General features: G+C 57.0%; 15 protein-coding genes and 4 pseudogenes. 10 read left to right on the top strand and 9 right to left on the bottom strand.

Annotated features, from left to right (window positions below):
• The first annotated feature begins 23 nt into the window (after window positions 1–23).
• Window positions 24–1,412 carry an LLM class flavin-dependent oxidoreductase gene (locus tag ACM6JM_RS09855; RefSeq protein ID WP_414881758.1) on the top strand — a complete coding sequence of 463 codons (1,389 nt, stop codon included), beginning with the start codon at window positions 24–26 and terminating at the stop codon, window positions 1,410–1,412.
• Window positions 1,413–1,757: 345 nt separating this feature from the next.
• A pseudogene (locus tag ACM6JM_RS09850) lies at window positions 1,758–1,835 on the top strand (transcriptional regulator); the annotation flags it as partial.
• Between the two features lie 102 nt (window positions 1,836–1,937).
• Here ACM6JM_RS09850 and ACM6JM_RS09845 read toward each other — a convergent pair.
• The 4 genes and pseudogenes from ACM6JM_RS09845 to ACM6JM_RS09830 form a co-directional block, all read right to left on the bottom strand.
• Window positions 1,938–3,038 (bottom strand): low temperature requirement protein A, encoded by a 1,101-nt coding sequence (locus ACM6JM_RS09845; RefSeq protein ID WP_414881757.1) that lies wholly within the window; start codon window positions 3,036–3,038, stop codon window positions 1,938–1,940.
• Between the two features lie 158 nt (window positions 3,039–3,196).
• On the bottom strand, window positions 3,197–3,724 hold the full coding sequence (locus ACM6JM_RS09840; RefSeq protein WP_414881756.1) for a DsbA family protein: 528 nt from the start codon (window positions 3,722–3,724) through the stop codon (window positions 3,197–3,199).
• Window positions 3,725–3,735: 11 nt separating this feature from the next.
• On the bottom strand, window positions 3,736–4,278 hold the full coding sequence (locus ACM6JM_RS09835) for a redoxin domain-containing protein (protein WP_414881755.1): 543 nt from the start codon (window positions 4,276–4,278) through the stop codon (window positions 3,736–3,738).
• A 32-nt stretch (window positions 4,279–4,310) separates the two neighbouring features.
• Window positions 4,311–4,592: pseudogene (locus ACM6JM_RS09830) on the bottom strand (TolC family protein); the annotation flags it as partial.
• A gap of 348 nt (window positions 4,593–4,940) precedes the next feature.
• Between ACM6JM_RS09830 and ACM6JM_RS09825 the strand changes: the two are divergent.
• From ACM6JM_RS09825 to ACM6JM_RS09815, 3 genes and pseudogenes are all read left to right on the top strand, one after another.
• Window positions 4,941–5,240, top strand: coding sequence for a hypothetical protein (locus ACM6JM_RS09825; RefSeq protein WP_039768521.1), 300 nt, complete (start codon window positions 4,941–4,943; stop codon window positions 5,238–5,240).
• Window positions 5,241–5,368: 128 nt separating this feature from the next.
• A complete protein-coding gene (locus ACM6JM_RS09820; protein ID WP_039768520.1) occupies window positions 5,369–5,734 on the top strand; it encodes a histone-like nucleoid-structuring protein, MvaT/MvaU family in 366 nt (121 codons plus the stop codon).
• 194 nt (window positions 5,735–5,928) lie between these two features.
• A pseudogene (locus ACM6JM_RS09815) lies at window positions 5,929–6,435 on the top strand (amino acid permease); the annotation flags it as partial.
• A gap of 152 nt (window positions 6,436–6,587) precedes the next feature.
• Here ACM6JM_RS09815 and ACM6JM_RS09810 read toward each other — a convergent pair.
• Complete coding sequence (locus ACM6JM_RS09810; protein WP_414881754.1) at window positions 6,588–6,908, bottom strand: hypothetical protein; 321 nt, start codon at window positions 6,906–6,908, stop codon at window positions 6,588–6,590.
• 52 nt (window positions 6,909–6,960) lie between these two features.
• Entirely contained in the window at window positions 6,961–7,458 is a 498-nt protein-coding gene (locus tag ACM6JM_RS09805) for a short chain dehydrogenase (RefSeq protein WP_414881753.1), read from the bottom strand.
• Window positions 7,459–7,608: 150 nt separating this feature from the next.
• On the opposite strand from ACM6JM_RS09805, the gene ACM6JM_RS09800 reads away from it, so the two are divergent.
• From ACM6JM_RS09800 to ACM6JM_RS09790, 3 genes and pseudogenes are all read left to right on the top strand, one after another.
• Window positions 7,609–7,857, top strand: coding sequence for a hypothetical protein (locus ACM6JM_RS09800; protein ID WP_177421618.1), 249 nt, complete (start codon window positions 7,609–7,611; stop codon window positions 7,855–7,857).
• 46 nt (window positions 7,858–7,903) lie between these two features.
• Window positions 7,904–8,116 (top strand): annotated as a pseudogene (locus ACM6JM_RS09795) (manganese catalase family protein); the annotation flags it as partial.
• A 61-nt stretch (window positions 8,117–8,177) separates the two neighbouring features.
• Complete coding sequence (locus tag ACM6JM_RS09790; RefSeq protein WP_074690565.1) at window positions 8,178–9,107, top strand: ZIP family metal transporter; 930 nt, start codon at window positions 8,178–8,180, stop codon at window positions 9,105–9,107.
• Between the two features lie 563 nt (window positions 9,108–9,670).
• Here the strand turns inward: ACM6JM_RS09790 and ACM6JM_RS09785 are convergent.
• From ACM6JM_RS09785 to ACM6JM_RS09775, 3 genes are all read right to left on the bottom strand, one after another.
• Window positions 9,671–10,573 (bottom strand): bestrophin family protein, encoded by a 903-nt coding sequence (locus ACM6JM_RS09785; protein WP_011334198.1) that lies wholly within the window; start codon window positions 10,571–10,573, stop codon window positions 9,671–9,673.
• A gap of 173 nt (window positions 10,574–10,746) precedes the next feature.
• On the bottom strand, window positions 10,747–12,057 hold the full coding sequence (locus ACM6JM_RS09780) for an NTP/NDP exchange transporter (RefSeq protein WP_011334197.1): 1,311 nt from the start codon (window positions 12,055–12,057) through the stop codon (window positions 10,747–10,749).
• A 58-nt stretch (window positions 12,058–12,115) separates the two neighbouring features.
• The gene (locus ACM6JM_RS09775) at window positions 12,116–13,162 is read right to left on the bottom strand and encodes an SDR family oxidoreductase (RefSeq protein ID WP_050761160.1); all 1,047 of its coding nucleotides are present in this window, start codon (window positions 13,160–13,162) and stop codon (window positions 12,116–12,118) included.
• A 145-nt stretch (window positions 13,163–13,307) separates the two neighbouring features.
• On the opposite strand from ACM6JM_RS09775, the gene ACM6JM_RS09770 reads away from it, so the two are divergent.
• Both ACM6JM_RS09770 and ACM6JM_RS09765 read left to right on the top strand, forming a co-directional pair.
• Window positions 13,308–14,240 (top strand): LysR family transcriptional regulator, encoded by a 933-nt coding sequence (locus ACM6JM_RS09770; RefSeq protein ID WP_011334195.1) that lies wholly within the window; start codon window positions 13,308–13,310, stop codon window positions 14,238–14,240.
• 385 nt (window positions 14,241–14,625) lie between these two features.
• Window positions 14,626–16,686, top strand: a complete 2,061-nt coding sequence (locus ACM6JM_RS09765; protein WP_414881913.1) for an ATP-binding cassette domain-containing protein — start codon at window positions 14,626–14,628, stop codon at window positions 16,684–16,686.
• Window positions 16,687–16,754 lie beyond the last annotated feature (68 nt).

Below are 16,754 nucleotides of genomic sequence, written 5' to 3'. Positions count from 1 at the left end.
AATGATTTCTTGCAGGAACCAAGATGTCCGATCCTAAACCTCTGCTGTTTGCACTCTATGAACAAGCCAGTGTCGGCTGCGGCGGTGCGCCGAGTCTGTGGACGCACCCGGCTGACGAACGCCTGGCGATCAACTCGCTGGGTTACTGGTCAAACCTGGCGCGGATTGCCGATCAGGCGCACCTCGATATGTTGTTCTTTGGTGATGTGCTGGGTTTCTACGATGTGTTCGGCGGCAACGCCGATGCGGCAGTGAAATGGGCGGTGGAAGCACCGGCCAACGATCCGTTGATGATCATTCCAGCGTTGGCGGCCGTGACGGAAAACCTGGCGTTTGGTGTCACGGTGACCACCAGTTATGAACACCCGTTTACCCACGCCCGGCGCTTCAGCACGCTTGATCACCTCACCAATGGGCGAGTGGGCTGGAACATCGTCACCTCTTACTTGTCCAGTGCCGCCCGCAATTTCGGGCTGGAGCAAATGATCAAGCATGACGATCGCTATGAACGCGCCGAGGAGTTTCTCGATGTGGTGTACAAACTCTGGGAAGGCAGTTGGGCCGACGACGCCGTGGTTGCCGACAAGGCCCGCCAGCTGTATGCCAGAGGCGAGCGGGTGCGACCGATCAATCACGAGGGTGCGCACTATCGCGTGGCCGGGCCGCACCTGACCGCTCCGTCCCCGCAGCGCACCCCGTTGCTGATTCAGGCGGGCTGGTCGGGACGCGGTCGAGAGTTCGCCGCCAAGCATGCGGAACTGATCTTCATCGCCAAATCCAACCCGCAGGAAATCCGGCAGGGCCTGGAAGACATCTGGGCCCAGGCTCAGGCGCGTGGGCGTCAACGTGAAGACGTGAAATCGTTGACGGTGTTGCGCATCGTCACGGCCAAAACCGAAATCGAAGCCCAGCGCAAATACGACGAGCTGCAAAGCAACTATCACTTGCAGGCACAGCTGGTCAGTTACGCCGGCGACACCGGCATCGACATCAGCCGCTACGCCGACAGCGATGCACTCTCGACGCACACCGAAGGCCTGACCTCTTACGTGATGCGCCCTGATGGCAGTGGCAAGCCGCTGACGGCGGGTGATGTGAAAAAGCGCTTCGCCAGCGTTACCCGTGGCAGCGACCTGATTCTTGTCGGTACACCGCAGCAAGTCGCCGAGCGCATCGAAGAACACGCGCGAATTTCCGGCACCAGCGGCTACATGCTCAACCCGTTGATCAGCCCAGGCAGCCTTGAGGACTTTGTCGAACTTGTTATTCCCGAATTGCAAAAGCGAGGGCTGTACCGGACTCAACCGCAAAGCGGCACTTTCCGTTCGCGGTTACGGGCAGATCACTCCAGCCACCTGCCAGCCTCGGCCTATGGGGCTTCGTTCCGCTTCGACAAGGCGCTTTATGGCTGATGGCAGGCGTTGCCGGCGAACACCAGCCACCATTGATATAAAACTGCTGAGCCGTTTGCGAATCCACGGCGTGGATATTCGAAGATTGTGTTGTCATCCAACTAGCTCCTTAGAGGACTGATGGGGGCTGTTAACCGCAGGGACGGAGGGAGGTCAGAGCAACGCCGGGGCACCGGTATATCGGGTGCCCTGTGGTTTGAATAAGCTAGCAAAAGGGCTCAGTCGAAATATGCCGTTCTTGAAGTCGGCAAGGGATAATCTGCTGTATCTCAGGGGCTGACGTTGCTTCTGTGCGATCGAGCATCAAAGCTGATAGTCAGGTATTACTCACATCGATATTTTTTCATGTCTAAACTTGCCGAATTCCGCCAGCTCGAAAAACACCTCGCCGAACAGCTCCAGGCCCTCGAAGCCCTCAAGGGCGTCTGGCTGTCATTGACGATCCCGACAGCCTCGACGTGATGCCGACGATGTCTGTCAGCAGAACTGATGCACCTGCGAGCTCCATGCTCGAATAATAAACATTTAACGATATCTGAAATTCAACAAAACATAACAGATCATGGTGGCTGTCAGGCCGACCAATATGTACTCAATACGGGGTAGGAATATAACCAACCCACCTAGAGAAAACACGATCAAGGTATTTTGTAGTATGTATTTCCTTATTTTAGGTACCGCTATGAAGTAGCCATATTGCTTGCCTAAGAAAAACAAAGCCATGCCGATGATTGACGCAATCTGGAAATCGCGCATCGCAATGTCATTCAAGATCGCATGCCTGATCAAATTTGCGAGAAGTGCCAGACCCACAAATAGAAAAAGGTGCGAGTAGATTAAGGAGTGTCCACTCATGCTGCTTTCATTTTTGCTCAACAAGTAAAAGCTATCGAAATATATCCACCATATACTGCAGATCATGATGAATCCGGTGATTGCTGCCATCACATTATAACGATCCCATTGAATGTCAGATAACCCTCCAGAAAGGCTAATTACCGACTCGCCCAATAAGATGAGGGTGAGTAAACCTATTCGTTCAACCAAGTGTTCTGTATGTGCGGGCAATGGCTTTAGCTTACCCCAAGAAAATAAAGGGAGCAGAATATCAAGAAAAATCCCAATGTAAGCGACAAGGTAACGCATGGGTGGTTCAAAAAGAATGGATGAAAGACTAATAGCTGCACTAACTAACAGGGCAAAGCCAAGCCTGGAGGAGAATTCGCTATGATGATCGAATTTATTTATGGACGAAATGTACATGATGCTGATAATGGCACGTATGCCAAAATAGCAGGCAATAACAAGCGCATAGTTGACTTCCAACTCTTCCCCAATCCGTGCAGACAGCACAATGAGCAGCAACATTATAAATAATGTTGCCAAGCGGTGAAGATTACTGTCTGTATCAAACCTATTTGAGTAAATCGTGTGGCTGGACCAGATCCACCATAATGGAACAAAAAGCAGTAAAAATGTCCATAATTGCTCCTGTTCAAAATGGCCGTGATGAAGATGTCCGAGAGTGTGCGTAACCTTGCCAATTGCAACAACAAAAATCAGGTCAAAAAACAACTCTAACCATGTGGCGTGTCGGTTTTTTTCATAATACTTCAAGGATTTCATTCGCTGCTGGCTCCGTGTTGGCGATCTGTATATGGCCAAATGGCGAGTGCGCAGCAGCGAGCCAATTGGATCGGGCAGATGCTGCCGTTCAACAGCCGTACATGCCGCCTCGATTACGGTGGGGAACTATCAGGCGAATTGACTATCCGGCCATTTCGTCAACTCACCAACGAACGCTCAATCATCTGACTCATTTCGGCGAACTCTGGAACCCCGTCATAGCGAAGCCCGTCAATGTAAAACGCGGGGGTGCCGTTAACGCCGCTCCGTACGCCGCCATTAAAGTCGGATTTTATTTTGGCCAGGTAAGTGCCTTCCTGCAGCGCAACATAAAGTTCTTCACTGGAGAGACCGTGTTTTAGAGCGATGGCCCGAAACAGTGGCATGCCCAATCGATCTTGATTTTCATACAGTTCGTCGTGAGCCTCCCAGAAGAGTCCTCGACTCCCTGCATATTCAGCGGTGACGGCTGCACCCATTGCGTGCGGGTGGGCGGTGGTCAGGGGAAAGTTACGGAACACGAAGAGCAAATCGTTGCGAAAACGCTGTTGGAGATTTTTGACGACCCAATACGCTAAACCGCAATAGGGACATTCATAATCGCCAAATTCCACCAAGGTGACTTTGGCATGCGCGCTTCCCTGGCGATGGTCGTTGGCACTTACCGGCACTTTGAGAGAGGCCATGTGATCACCTGTTAATTTTTGGTTGGCGTGCTTTCTGGTGCATTCGCCAGCGCATCCAGCGCATCCAGAATGCCGTCCGCCCCTGGGTTGATTGCCATTGGTGAGATGTAGCTCCAGGTGATCACTCCCTCCTTGTCAATCACGAACAGTGCCCGCTTACAAACGCCCAAATGGGAGTCGTACGCTCCATACCGTCGCGCCACAGCTCCTTTGGGCTCAAAATCGGCCAGCAGGCAGAAGTGGAAATTCCGATCTTTGGCAAAGGCCTGATGACACCAGGCGCTGTCGACTGAGATCCCCAGGAGCGTCGCACCGTATTCTCTGAATGTGGGAAGCAACTGGTTGTACAAGGTCAGTTGATCGCCACAAACCGAACTCCAATCGGCGGGATAAAACGTCAGTATCACGGGATTTCCCTTCAGCTCGCGTAGCGACAATTGCTGATCGGGAGTCGCATACAGTAAGAAGTCGGGCGCTACGGTGCCGGCTGGCAGCGGCTCCTGAACCAGGTCGTCTTTCGTTTCCTCTGCATCACCAAATTCTGAAGTGTTCATTGCTTGAGCCCTGATAGATAGGAGTTTGGGGTCTACTCAGGGGGGATGCGACTTGCCCGGCGGGGATAACTCCATCCACCATTAAGGGATTTACAAGAGGCAACGCTGCCACGATCTCAGCCTGAGCCTGAGTGTTTTCGGCAGCAAGACGTTCATACTCCGCGTCCAGAAGCACGACGACGCCCGCCGTGCTTTCGCGGTATTGAATTGAGGGCCAGGTGGGGAGAGCAGCGACAGGATTCGCTCTGGCTCACCAATGACTATAGTCGCTGTTGTCGCTTGTCGTAGTCGCTAAACGCGTTTTCGGTTTCCTTGGCAAGGTCTCGCGCGCGCGCTCTGTTGCCATACACCTTCGCCGTAAACGCCTGGTCATCTCATTACTGATCGATTCGCCCCGGCGAATTCGCAGATCAAAGCGTTGCTCGATCACTCTGGTGATTCCATAGCCTCAATTGCTGATGAGTGGGTGATTTACCACCGGCGGTATTTCTGATCATGAAGTCGATGTTCTTTGCGGGTTTGGCTGAGGTGCAGGAAGGGCTCGAAGCGGACGAACGGGATGGTTTCGTCATCATCGGAAATCGCAGTGAACTGCCTTCACTTGGAACAACCCCTGGGCCCGTAAGTCTATCTGTATCTACTCATTGGTAAGGTACAGCGCAATGGATAAGACAATCACTGTCGATCAACTGGCTACCACCGACCTCAGATCAATCAACGAAATATGGCTCGGCGAAACTCATACTCAACTTTGCCTATGGCGAGGTGAACAAGTCTTTACGCACGAGATGATGAGTGAGGGCACCCACGATCAGAATATCCAGCGCCTGTGCCTGCAGCTGGTCGACCCTGACGATCAAGCCGCAGTTGCCAGCGTTGAATTGATGGTGCGCGAACAGCTCAAAAGGATAGGGAAGGAAGGTGAGTTTTATCCGGCTGAGGAGGCGGATACTCATCGATAAGACATTCACAGGAAATCAATTCAAGGCCTGTTGAGGCTGTCCAGGTAAAGACCCAGCGCCAGTCCTTGTAAGTGCGGTCCGTGATTTATGGTGTAACCTTCAGCTATTACCCACATCGAGATTTTTTCATGTCTAAACTTGCCGAATTCCGCCAGCTCGAAAAACACCTCGCCGAACAGCTCCAGGCCCTCGAAACCCTCAAGGGTGATGCTGGCCTCAAGAAAGAAATCGAGTTCGAAACGAAGCTGCGCGACTTGCTCGCAAAATACGGCTACAGCCTTAAGGACGTGATCAACCTGCTTGATCCGCAAGCAGGTCGTCGCGCTCCAGCCGCCGGGTCCAAAGCCGGCAGTCGCAAGCCTCGCCAGTTGAAGGTCTATAAAAATCCGCACACTGGGGAAGTTGTTGAAACCAAAGGCGGCAATCATAAAACGCTGAAGGATTGGAAAGCAGAGCACGGCTCCGACACTGTGGAGTCCTGGCTGACCAAATGATTTTGGTTTGAACACAAAAGGGCCTGATTACGGCCTTTTTTTGTTTTCGATTTTTAGCTACTTGAGAGGAATTCCATAACTCTAATCAGGGTGTAAGTGAGGCGCCTTTTACTTGCACCCTGGCAAGATATGTGAACTTTAGTGATACGCGAATTTCCATTGCTTGAGAGTGGAGCCGCCTGACTTCCAGCCCGGTTCGGGCGTCAGGTTTGAACATCCCGCCTCGCGTCTTTGCCTTTATTGCATTGGTCGCGGTAGCCAACGGTGCACTTCTAACCATGATAATGGCCAGCCGCCTTACTTATGGCATGGCCTGCCTTGGACTTTTGCCGAATGCCTTGAGCAAGGTGCTGCCTCAACGACGCACCCCGTGGATAGCAGTGATCGCTACCACCCTCGTGGCAATCGGGCTCACGCTGACGGGGACGCTAGCCACACTCGCTGAAACGGTCGTCCTGCTCCTGCTGTTCGTATTTCTCAGTACCAATTTGTCCGTGTTGATCCTGCGCCGTGACGAGGTTGCGGAAGATCACTTTCGAGTACCTACGTGGGTTCCGTTACTGGCTATCGTCTCGTGCCTGGTACTGCTTAGTCAGCAAAGTCTGGAAACCTGGATGCGTGGAGGCGCATTGATCCTGACAGGCATGCTGCTTTTCGCCTGTGCAAGAGTGGCACTGCCGGCGCCAGTGGAGCCTGGCTAGGCTTGCAAGCGCTTTCCCTGTCTACCGCAGCGTTAACTTGGCTAAGTTATACAAGTGCCAGGGCGAGCGGTTGTATGGGTGCATTCAATGCCTTGGATCGGCGGTTGTGAGCAACACTGGAACATCATCAGAATCCCGCCTTACGCCGAGAGTTAATCAGCCTCTTGGAGCGAGCTGAACCATTCGGCATAAGGGGAATTGATGACTAGCCGCCGGTTGAAGTCCGGGCTTCCATCAGTCCACCAGACAGGCCCCCGTTCCCCGAGGGCCACTTTGGCCATTTGTACCTTTTCCCGAACGCGCTTCAGTTGCGACGCGTCTTGCGAACCCTTGGCGTTCTTGACCTCTCGTCGAGCGGCCATAAGCGTATCGACAAGACGCTGGCGCACATCTTCATCCAATGATGGGTTGGAACATCGCCATAGCTGGCCTTTGACAACAAAGTAGCGACCGTCTGGTGTCACTGGATACATTCCTGTCTCCGATCGTTCAAAGAGCACTTATCCAAAAAATCAGCAAGGACGGCTATCTCGGTTTTCGGGCAGGAAGGCGATTGGCTTGTTTGACTCCAAGCAGTATTCCCAGTACTAGCGCGGCGCCTGCCGCCAGAAGTATTGGATACGGATGTTTACCTGACATCCGGACGCCCTCGACTCCGAGTTGATCGCTTGCCGGAGCAGGGCGATGCCGTGATGGCGATGGAGTAAGACCGCTTGGACTGGCAGGGGAGTCGACATCTGCCCTGTACGGCATTTCGTTCAAGGGCAATCGCGCACCGTCCACGAGAGTCAGGGTGAGGTCTTCGACAGTCCCGGCGAGTCGATCGGGAAACACCGGCTCACCCGTGGGATCAAGCTCATCGTAATAAAACTGCTTTCCTTCCAGCCAACCTATGGCCGTCATCAATTCCGGGCCAAGGTAATATTTTCCGTCGAGGAAGAAACCCGGGAAATGTCGTGTGCGTTCGAGACTGTCTATGGTGTAGCGCTCGCCTGCCTTCATACCGGTTGCTGGGTCGATCATGATGAAATCCTCAGATTCGCTGGTGTTGCGATAGAGGACGGGGCCTGGCGCAACGTTCCATCGAGATTACCGAAAGGCTGTTCTTCGTCAGACCTTTTGAACCTAATTCGAAAACTGTTGCTCAACCGGGAAATGTTCGGGGTAGGTGAAATGAATGCTTTCAAGAATCAACTGACGCTTGAGCAGGAATCCAGATTGAAAGCCCTGGATGCCTGGCATCGTGCGTTGGAGAATCGAGCGTTACGCATGGAGTGTCCCGATGCCTATCACGAGGAGCTATTACGCCAGTCTGATGAGATGCATCGGTTGGGTAGGTTGACCGATTCCGAATGGCGTGACCTGAGAAGGGAGGCAGATGCGGCCTATCTGCGTGCGGTCGCCGGTGAGGATTATCACTGAGGTCATTCAGCTCATGTCTATTGCCGACGACACTGTTCACTACCCCCGCGGGCCGTGGAACGAAGGGGAGGACTGGGAGTTCGTAGAGAATCCAGCGCCGGCGGTGGATGGAGGCGAGGGCACCGCGACTGTGCAATTGAGCGCCGAGGATGAAGCGTTGCTCATGGACATGAAAGCCAGGACGATGTCCGACCCAGACAGCAATCCGATCACGGGTGCGGACCTGGGGGCGGGTGTGCAAGGCGAACCACAACCTTAATGACGCGACCGCACGCCGAAGGGCGTGCGGTTTTTCCAACTCAAGAAAACAGGAGGGTGCGATGTCCGAGCCGTTGACCTCATCTGGCGCAACACTTCGCTCACGGTTTGTTCGACTCTCAAAATCCGGATGGGGCGGGCTAGCCTTCTGGTCAATTCTGATTGGCGTGACGCTTTGCCTGCTGATTAGCGGGTACGGCGCCTTCGTCGGCGCCAACAAACAAAATCTGCACTTTGCATTTCTCGGCGGCATGTCAGGCTTCGCTGCCACGGCCATAGGTGCGGTGGCAGCGATTGCGTTACGCGATATCGCCGCCAGAACGCAGGACATCATGCTCGGCTTCGCCGCCGGAATGATGCTGGCCGCCAGTTCGTTTTCGCTCATTCTTCCGGGCATCGAAGCAGCCCAGTCGCTGTACGGTAACCAGTTGCTCGCAGCCTGCGTCGTCGTCGCAGGATTGGGACTGGGGGTAGCGCTGATGGTCGGTCTGGATCGATTCGTGCCTCACGAACATGAGAAAAGCGGTCGCCGTGGGCCCGAGGCGCAGCGCATCAATCGCGTATGGCTGTTTGTCCTGGCAATCACGCTGCATAACTTGCCGGAGGGGATGGCCATTGGAGTGAGCTTTGCCAATGGCGATATGAAGGTGGGATTGCCGCTAACCACTGCCATCGCCATTCAAGACATTCCCGAAGGCCTGGCGGTGGCGCTTGCGTTACGCGTGACCGGGATTTCAGCGCTTCGCGCTGCGCTTATTGCGGTGGGCTCAGGGTTGATGGAACCCATTGGCGCGATCATCGGCTTGGGGATTTCGAGCAGCTTCGCATTGGGATATCCCATAGCGCTCGGTTTGGCGGCGGGCGCGATGATTTTTGTGGTGTCCCATGAGGTTATTCCCGAGACCCATCGCAACGGTCATGAGACACCTGCAACCTTGGGGTTGATGCTCGGTTTCGGGGTCATGATGTTTCTCGACACGGCTTTGGGTTGACCCTTTACCTCCCATTCATCATTGAAAGGCTTGGTTGAAGAGTCAAAGAAGCCGCTGGAGGAAATTGACAAAGGCGCCGTGCTTGATGAGAAGTCCAAGGCCATGACTCCTGACCAACACGTGCAGCAAGGAGAAATCATGACAACGCACAGGCTACAACGAAGGGCTTGAAGTTGAACCTGTCGATCTGTGGACAAGCCTGCTTCGCTTGTCCCGGCTGCTTCAACGCACGCTGATTCTTGCCGGCGACCGCGATCCGTTAATACAGGCGTACAACGGCCATATCCTGCGCCGCACAATTGGACGTTCAGAACTTCGCCTTCTGAAAGGTGAGGGACATTTCTTTGTGGTGACCAGCGCTAGACGAACTGCCGTCCTGGTCCGCGAATTTCTTCGCCGCCATTACGACGAAGAAGAGAAGGCACCGAGGATCACAAACTGAAACACCAAGGCTGGCCTGGAGCGCACCCAGGTCAGTTAATCCGCTCTTCTCATCAATAGTCGCTCTGCACCTGATAAAGAAAAGGGGAGACCCGCTATCACACTGCTGCTAAAGCAGCGCCTCAAGCCTGCTCTTCAAGCCTGCGCACATCACCCAACGAATCACGTTGCATCGACTGCAAGTTCTTTTCAATGGTTTCGCACAGTGCTTCCATTTGAATCTGGTGTTCGCTGTGGCGAAACGGGCTTTGCAGATCGGTGCCGATGCGTTCGATGGCCAGCAGCATGAATCCCACCACGGTCGACGCCAGCGGCGTGAACCAGCCCAGGGATTCGACCAGTCCCACCGGTACGATCAGGCAGAACAGCGAAATAAACAGCCGCGGAAAATAGACGTAAGGGTAGGGCAGCGGGGTATTGGCGATCCGCTCCATGCCGCCCTGACTGTTGGACAGGTCGACCAGCGTCGACTCAAGCCGCGCCAGGCGAATACTGTCCAGATGCCCGGCCTTGTATTCCTTGGCGAGCAAAGTCGCGGAGCCGGTGAGGATATCGTTGGCAAAGTTATTGGTCGTGCCACTGCGGGCGAACTCTTCGGCGGGAATAAACGCCCGCACCTCGTCGGGACAAGGCTGGCCTTGCAGATGCGCGGCGAGGCAGTTCACATACGCGACGTGGCGGCGCAGCAGAGTGGATTTGACCGGATTCACCTCGCCGCCGGCATCGTCCAGCAGCGTCAGCACCTGCCGGGCGAAGCTGCGGGAGTTGTTGATCATCGCCCCCCACAACGTCCGCGCTTCCCACCAGCGGTTGTAGGCGCTGCTGTTGCGAAAACTGATCAATACGATCAACGCCGAACCGAGCAAGGTCAGCGGCATCAGCGGCAGGTTCAGCTTGGCGTTGAGGAACAGCATGAAGTCGACGGTGACGGCGATGTCCCACAGCAGCAACCAGAACAGAGACCAGCCCACGTAGCCCAGGGTCTTGATGATCAGGCGGTATTTTTTGACGATGGCAGCTTTCAAACGGAAACCTCGTGGCGAGCAGTTTGCTTAAACGCTTAAGCTCGGACGATGCCTGGCACCGGCAGTTCCCTGGTGAAGCAGCCAACCGTCAGTCAATCTGCGAATGCAGAAGGGAACGGACAGAGCGACCGAGCAAAAAGTTGTTCGTCCGCTCTCTCAAAGACTCTTGAACACTAGGCGGGGGTTTGCCGCGCTGCCGACACACTGGATCGTCGGTCCGCCCGCTCGCCGAGCCGCCATCCCAGCAGACCCCATAGCAGTGCACACAACGCGCCGACCAGCGCTGCCATGCCTGCACCTTGGCCGAGCGCGTCCAGCGCGCTTTTCGCCCAGGCGCTGATGGCGTCACCGGCGCGGTAGACCACGGTGTCGATGACGTTCTTTGCCTTGTACTTGCTTTCGGCATCGAGCGGGGCAAACAGCATCTCCCGACCTGGGCGAACGAGGGCATACTCACCGATGCGGCGCACGATCATCAGCGCGGCGATCAGGCCAAAGCCGGGCGCGAAGATCAGCCCGATAAACCCCGCGCACATGACCAGCGGCACCATTGCCAGCAACACGCCGACGCCTAGCTTTTGGGCGACGCGTCCAGTGATGAACAACTGACAGAGCAGGGCGCCCGCCTGCACGACAAAGTCGATGATGCCGAACACGCGCACCTGCGACTCGCGGTCCGGGAAGTGGTCGGCGACAACACGTGCCTGCTCGAAGTAGAGGAAAGTGGTGACCGTGGCCAGCAGCACCACAAAGCCACAGATGCCGAACAGATAAGGTGATTTCAAAATGGCCGTCATCCCGCTGAAGGGATTGCCCGGCAACGGCCTGCGGGGGCTTTCGCTCGGCGCTGCACCTGGGCGTCCTGCGCCACCCCGATTACGCCAGCGCATCAACTGGCGCTTGAACAACATCGCAGCGCCCAGCAAAACAGCGGCCAGCAGCATCAGGCCGGACTCGCCCAGCGGACCGATCAGCAAGGCGCTCAGAGCAGGGCCGCTCAGGCCACCCACGCTGGCGCCCGCCGCGATGAAAGCGAACAGGCGTTTGGCCTGGGCACTGTCGAATACATCGGCCATCAGGCTCCAGGCGACCGATACGACAAACAGGTTGTAGACCGATATCCAGACGTAAAACACTCGCGCCAGCCACGGGCTTTCCTCGCCCAGGAACAAGGCGGCGAACAACAGCAGGTTGGCGCAGAAAAATCCGTACACCCAGTCTACGAAATGCAGGCGCGGCACGCGTGCGCTGAGCCAGGCGAACAGCGGAACGGCCGCCAGCATGACGAAGAAGGTCGCGGTGAACAGCCACTGCAGGTTGTCGACGCCGGCAGTGATGCCCATCGATTCACGGATCGGACGAAGCATGAAATAGCCGGCGAACAGGCAAACGAATAGCACAAAGCCATTGAGCGCGGGGCGCAGCTCGTGAACCTCGGCATTGATGATGGCGCTCGTGCGTTGGGCGAGAAGGGACATATCCATGTTGCGCTCCTGTAGGAGTGTCGAGGCAATGGCACGCGGCTTGCCCGTGCCGGGTTGGTCAACGGTAGGTCACGCCGGTCAGACGCTCGGAAAGTTGCCACAGCGCGTCGGAATTCGAGCGATCGGCAGCGGCCGGAGGCATCTTGGCGAAGCCCAGCGGCCCGCGCTTCTCGTTATCACCGGTGGGCCCGTAGTAGGCTCCGCCGACGGCCTCCGGCGCCGTCGCCGCATACAGTGTGGGCAGTGCGCCCTGCGCTGCGGAATGGTACATGTCCCGCTCTACAGCCCATTGTTTGCCGAATTCACTGTCCAGGCCAGGCCCTCGGGCGATCAGCTCGGTCACGGCAACGCCGGGGTGAGCGGCGATGCTGCGTATGCCCCAACCGGCGGCATCGCTGCGTTGCTGCAGCTCAATACTCCACTTGAGTACGGCCAGTTTCGATTGGCTGTAGGTAGTGAACGGGTCGTAAGCGCGCTCAGCCTGCAGGTCATCGAAGTTCAGGACGGCGCGCCCTGCGGCGATGCTCGACAGACTGACTACCCGACCATCGTCGCTTTTGCGTAGCAGAGGCATCAGCAGGCCGGTCAAGGCGAAATGCCCCAGGTAGTTGGTCGCCAGCTGCATCTCGTAGCCGTCGGCCGAAACGCCTCGAACAGGCGGCGACATGATGGCGGCGTTGTTGATGAGCACGTCGAGCCTTGGCAGACGCCCTTGCAAGCGGTTGGCGAGGTCGCGCACGGATTGCAGATTGGCAAGATCCAGCGTTTCGAATTGCACGCGCGCCTCGGGCACGGCTTGCCTGATGTTTGCGATCGCTTCGCGGCCGCGCTCGGCGTTCCGTGCGGCGATGATCACCTCGGCACCGGCTCGCGTCAGGGCCAGCGCGTCTTCATAGCCCATGCCGCTGGTCCCTCCGGTCACCAGCACGATGCGGCCATTCTGGCTGGGCATGTCCTGGGTTGACCAGTCCGGCTTCGGCTCTGTTCGGGAAGTGGCTTGCGCAGCCAGTGTGCTGGCCAGCGCGGAAATGGCGAACAGCATCCGGACGGCCTTGAGGATGCGTTGGGTTGCGGTAATGCTCGGCGTAACGGGTGAATGAACCATCGGGGAATTCTCACTCGCGTTGTAGGTTCCCGGTTTGCGGGGCGAGTGAGCAGTATCGGTGTACGAGTGCGCGAGGATAAGTCGGGCATTGGTGGATGGCCCGTACGGCATGGCGTACAGTCAACCGCCTGCGGAGGAATAATCCATGCGTAAACCAAACCTTACCGATGTGTCGATATTTGCTGCGGTGGTCGAGGCAGGGGGATTTCGAGCTGCGGCGCAGAAGCGGGGTTTGTCCGCCTCGTCGCTGAGCGATTGCATACGTCGGCTGGAAGGCGACCTGGGCTTGCGCCTGCTCAATCGAACCACGCGCAGCGTCACGCCAACGGCGGCCGGCGAGCGATTGCTCGAGCGCCTGCGCCCGGCCTTGCAAGAAATCGACGCTGCTTTCAACGATCTGGACGACGACGCTCAGCGTCCGGTCGGCACGCTGAAGCTCAATGTGCCAGTGCCGGTGGCCCGCTTTTTGTTGCCCGACCTGCTGGCGCGTTTTCTGCGTCTTTATCCAGGGGTCAACGTCGAAGTCGTCATGGACAATACATTTGTCGACGTCAACGCTGGCGGGTATGACGCCGGCGTGCGCTATGAAGAGAGCTTGGCCAGGGACATGATCGCCGTTCCCATCGGCCCACGTCGCCAGCGCTTCGTTGCGGCGGCCGCCCCGTGCTATCTGGCTGAACGTGGGACGCCTACTCAGCCCGAAGAACTGCCGGGCCATGACCTGCTCGGGCATCGATTCGAGAGTGGAAAAGTGGGCGTGTTTGAGTTCCACCGAGACGGCCGTGTTGTGCGTATCCCGCCTCAAGGACAATTGCTGACGTCATCGCACGATTTGAAAATCCAATCGGCCATCAACGGGCTGGGCATCGTGTATACCTTCGAGGATTTTCTGCGCGAGCCGCTATCCGATGGTCGACTGGTGCCGATTCTCGAGGACTGGTGGCAGGCCTTCGACGGTCCTTTTCTTTACTACCACGGGCGCCGTCACATGCCTTCGCCGCTCAGGGCGTTTGTAGATTTTCTGCGGGCCGAGCGGCAACTCGCAGAGAGCTCAAGCATCTTCAGCGCCGTGTCGTAAGGCCTGCATCGACCGCAACCTGCGTGTCCGCTCAGGGTCAATCCGCCCCAACGAACACTGCAGCAACCCAAGGCCGTACCATTTCCATGCTTCTGGCGGTGACGCCAAGACCTGCGCGCGTCGCTGCTTTGATGCCAATGGGAAGACCTAAGCTCATTCCAAAAAGATATTTATTTAATCTTTTTAAGATCGTTTAGCTTTTAGCAAAGGAAACGTGCAGCGTCTCGCTTGCGGCGTTTTTTTGCCTCAGGCCAGCCCTGTCCGCGGTCATGCCTGAGGCTCCTGTCCATTTTTTCTACCCTGAACGGCCACATATCTGGCCGTCAGCGGTTCGTTGCCCGGAGCCCTCGTGACACTTATTCAAACCTCTTTGGCAACGGTACAGATCGACTTGCCTGAACGATTGGCCCCACCCATCGACGATAGCGCCGAGGAGGGCGATGTTGTCCTCGAACTGCGAGGCGTCACTAAAGCTTATCTGCGCAAAGGCGGATCGCCGTTGCCGGCTGTCAACCATGTCAGCTTGAAGGTTCGACGCGGCGAAGTGCTGTGCCTGATGGGCACCTCCGGCAGCGGCAAATCGACCTTGCTTCGCCATATCAATCGTTTGATCGAACCCACCAGCGGTGAGGTCTTGATTGAAGGTCAGGCTATCAGCGGCCTGAGCCACAAAGCGTTGCGGGATTTGCGCTCGCGGCGAATCGGCATGGTGTTCCAGCATTTTGGTCTTTTGCCCCATCGCACGGTGCTGGACAACGTTGCGCTGCCTCTGGAGTTGCGCGGCGAATCCGAGGCCGTCCGGCACGCAGCGGCCACCCGACAGTTACAGGCGATGGGCCTGGAGGGATGGGGCGAGCATTATCCCCACGAGTTGTCCGGCGGTATGCAGCAACGGGTCGGACTTGCGCGGGCATTGGTGACTGATCCGGATATTCTCCTGATGGACGAGCCTTTCAGCGCACTGGATCCGACCATCCGGCGAGACCTGCAAAGCCACTTTCTGGCCTTGGTACGCGAGCGCGGGATCACCACGTTGCTGGTCACCCACGATCCTGCCGAAGCGGTACGTCTCGCTGACCGGATAGCGGTATTGCGCCAGGGACGTCTGGTGCAGTCGGGCACCCCGAAACAGCTGCTCGAGACGCCGGCCGATGCTGAGGTCGCGGATTTTTTCCGCGATTGCCTTCCAGCCGCACCGGTATTGCACGATGCCGGTGGCGCGGTACGTCAGGTTCCCGAAACGGCACCGAAGGAGCAACCGGTTCAGCCGGGCTTGCGCGGCTGGCAAGCCCTGTTGCTCGGGCCGGCAGCGCTGGCGGCGCGGGGCCGAGGCGGGTTGTTCTGGCTCGGGTTCGCCGCAGAACTCGCGGCTCTGGCCACTGCGGTGCAAGGCATTGCGAGCGCATCCTGGATATCGGTCGTGGTGGGATTGGCCGTGCTGGCGGCCAGTCGTTTCACCGCGTATTCGCTGAGCCGTCAACCGGTGCGGCGCGCCGTTTCGAGTTGGGCGTTGCCGCTGGCGGTGCTGCTGGTCAGTCAGGCATTGGTGATCTGGCGCGTGTTGACGCCCGATACCACCCAGGCGTTCATGCAGTTCCCGGCCAGCCGCCAGGCGCTATTACTGACTGCACAGAGCGTGGATGACTTTATCGGTTGGTCACAGGTGACGTTCGAGAGCGCTTTTGTCGGCGTGATCGTTGCGGTTCGCACGGTCATTGAAGGAATCGAATCCCTGCTCGGTTGGCTGCCTTGGCCGGTTTGCGCGCTGGCGCTGGTATTGCTGGCATGGCGCTCGGCGGGCCTGGCCCTGGCGCTCACCAGCAGCGCAGCGTTGTTGTATATCGGCCTGTTCGGGTTTTGGGAGCGGACAATTGCCACGCTGGCGCTGGTTGGTTCGTCGGTGCTGATCGCACTGGTGATCGGCGTACCCACCGGCATTTTGCTGGCGAAGCGGCCGTTTGCCCGCAGGCTGCTCACGCCTTTGCTGGATGTCATGCAGACCCTGCCGACCTTTGTCTATCTGATTCCCGCTGTGGCGTTCTTTTCGGTGGGCAAGACCCCGGCGGTCATTGCGACGGTGATTTTTGCCCTGGCACCGATGATTCGTCTGACGTCCCTGGGTATTCAGGAAGTCCCGAAGGATGCCGTGGAAGCGGCAATCGCCCATGGAGCGAACCCTTGGCAAACCCTGGTGAAGGTGCAACTGCCGCTGGCGCGAAGATCCCTGTTGCTGGGGATCAATCAGACCATTGTCATGAGCCTGTCGATGGTGGTGGTTGCTGCCCTGATCGGCGCTGGAGGACTGGGTTACGACGTCATGACGGCGTTGCGCAATATCAAGGGCGGCGAGGGCGTGCTGGCCGGCGTGGCGATCGTGCTGTGTGCATTGATCCCCGATCGAATCATTCAATCGAGCTTGCGCAAGCAAGACCATCTGCATAACTGAACTGTGAGACTTATCGTGACAAAACATCTATTGCGTAACCTGAGTGCGGTTGCAGTGCTGGCTTCCCT

The organism is Pseudomonas sp. IT-P2 (assembly GCF_949767575.1).
Taxonomy (GTDB): Bacteria; Pseudomonadota; Gammaproteobacteria; order Pseudomonadales; family Pseudomonadaceae; genus Aquipseudomonas; species Aquipseudomonas pharyngis.
Note: the sequence above shows the minus strand (reverse complement) of the source record. Positions and strands in the feature narration are given on the sequence as shown.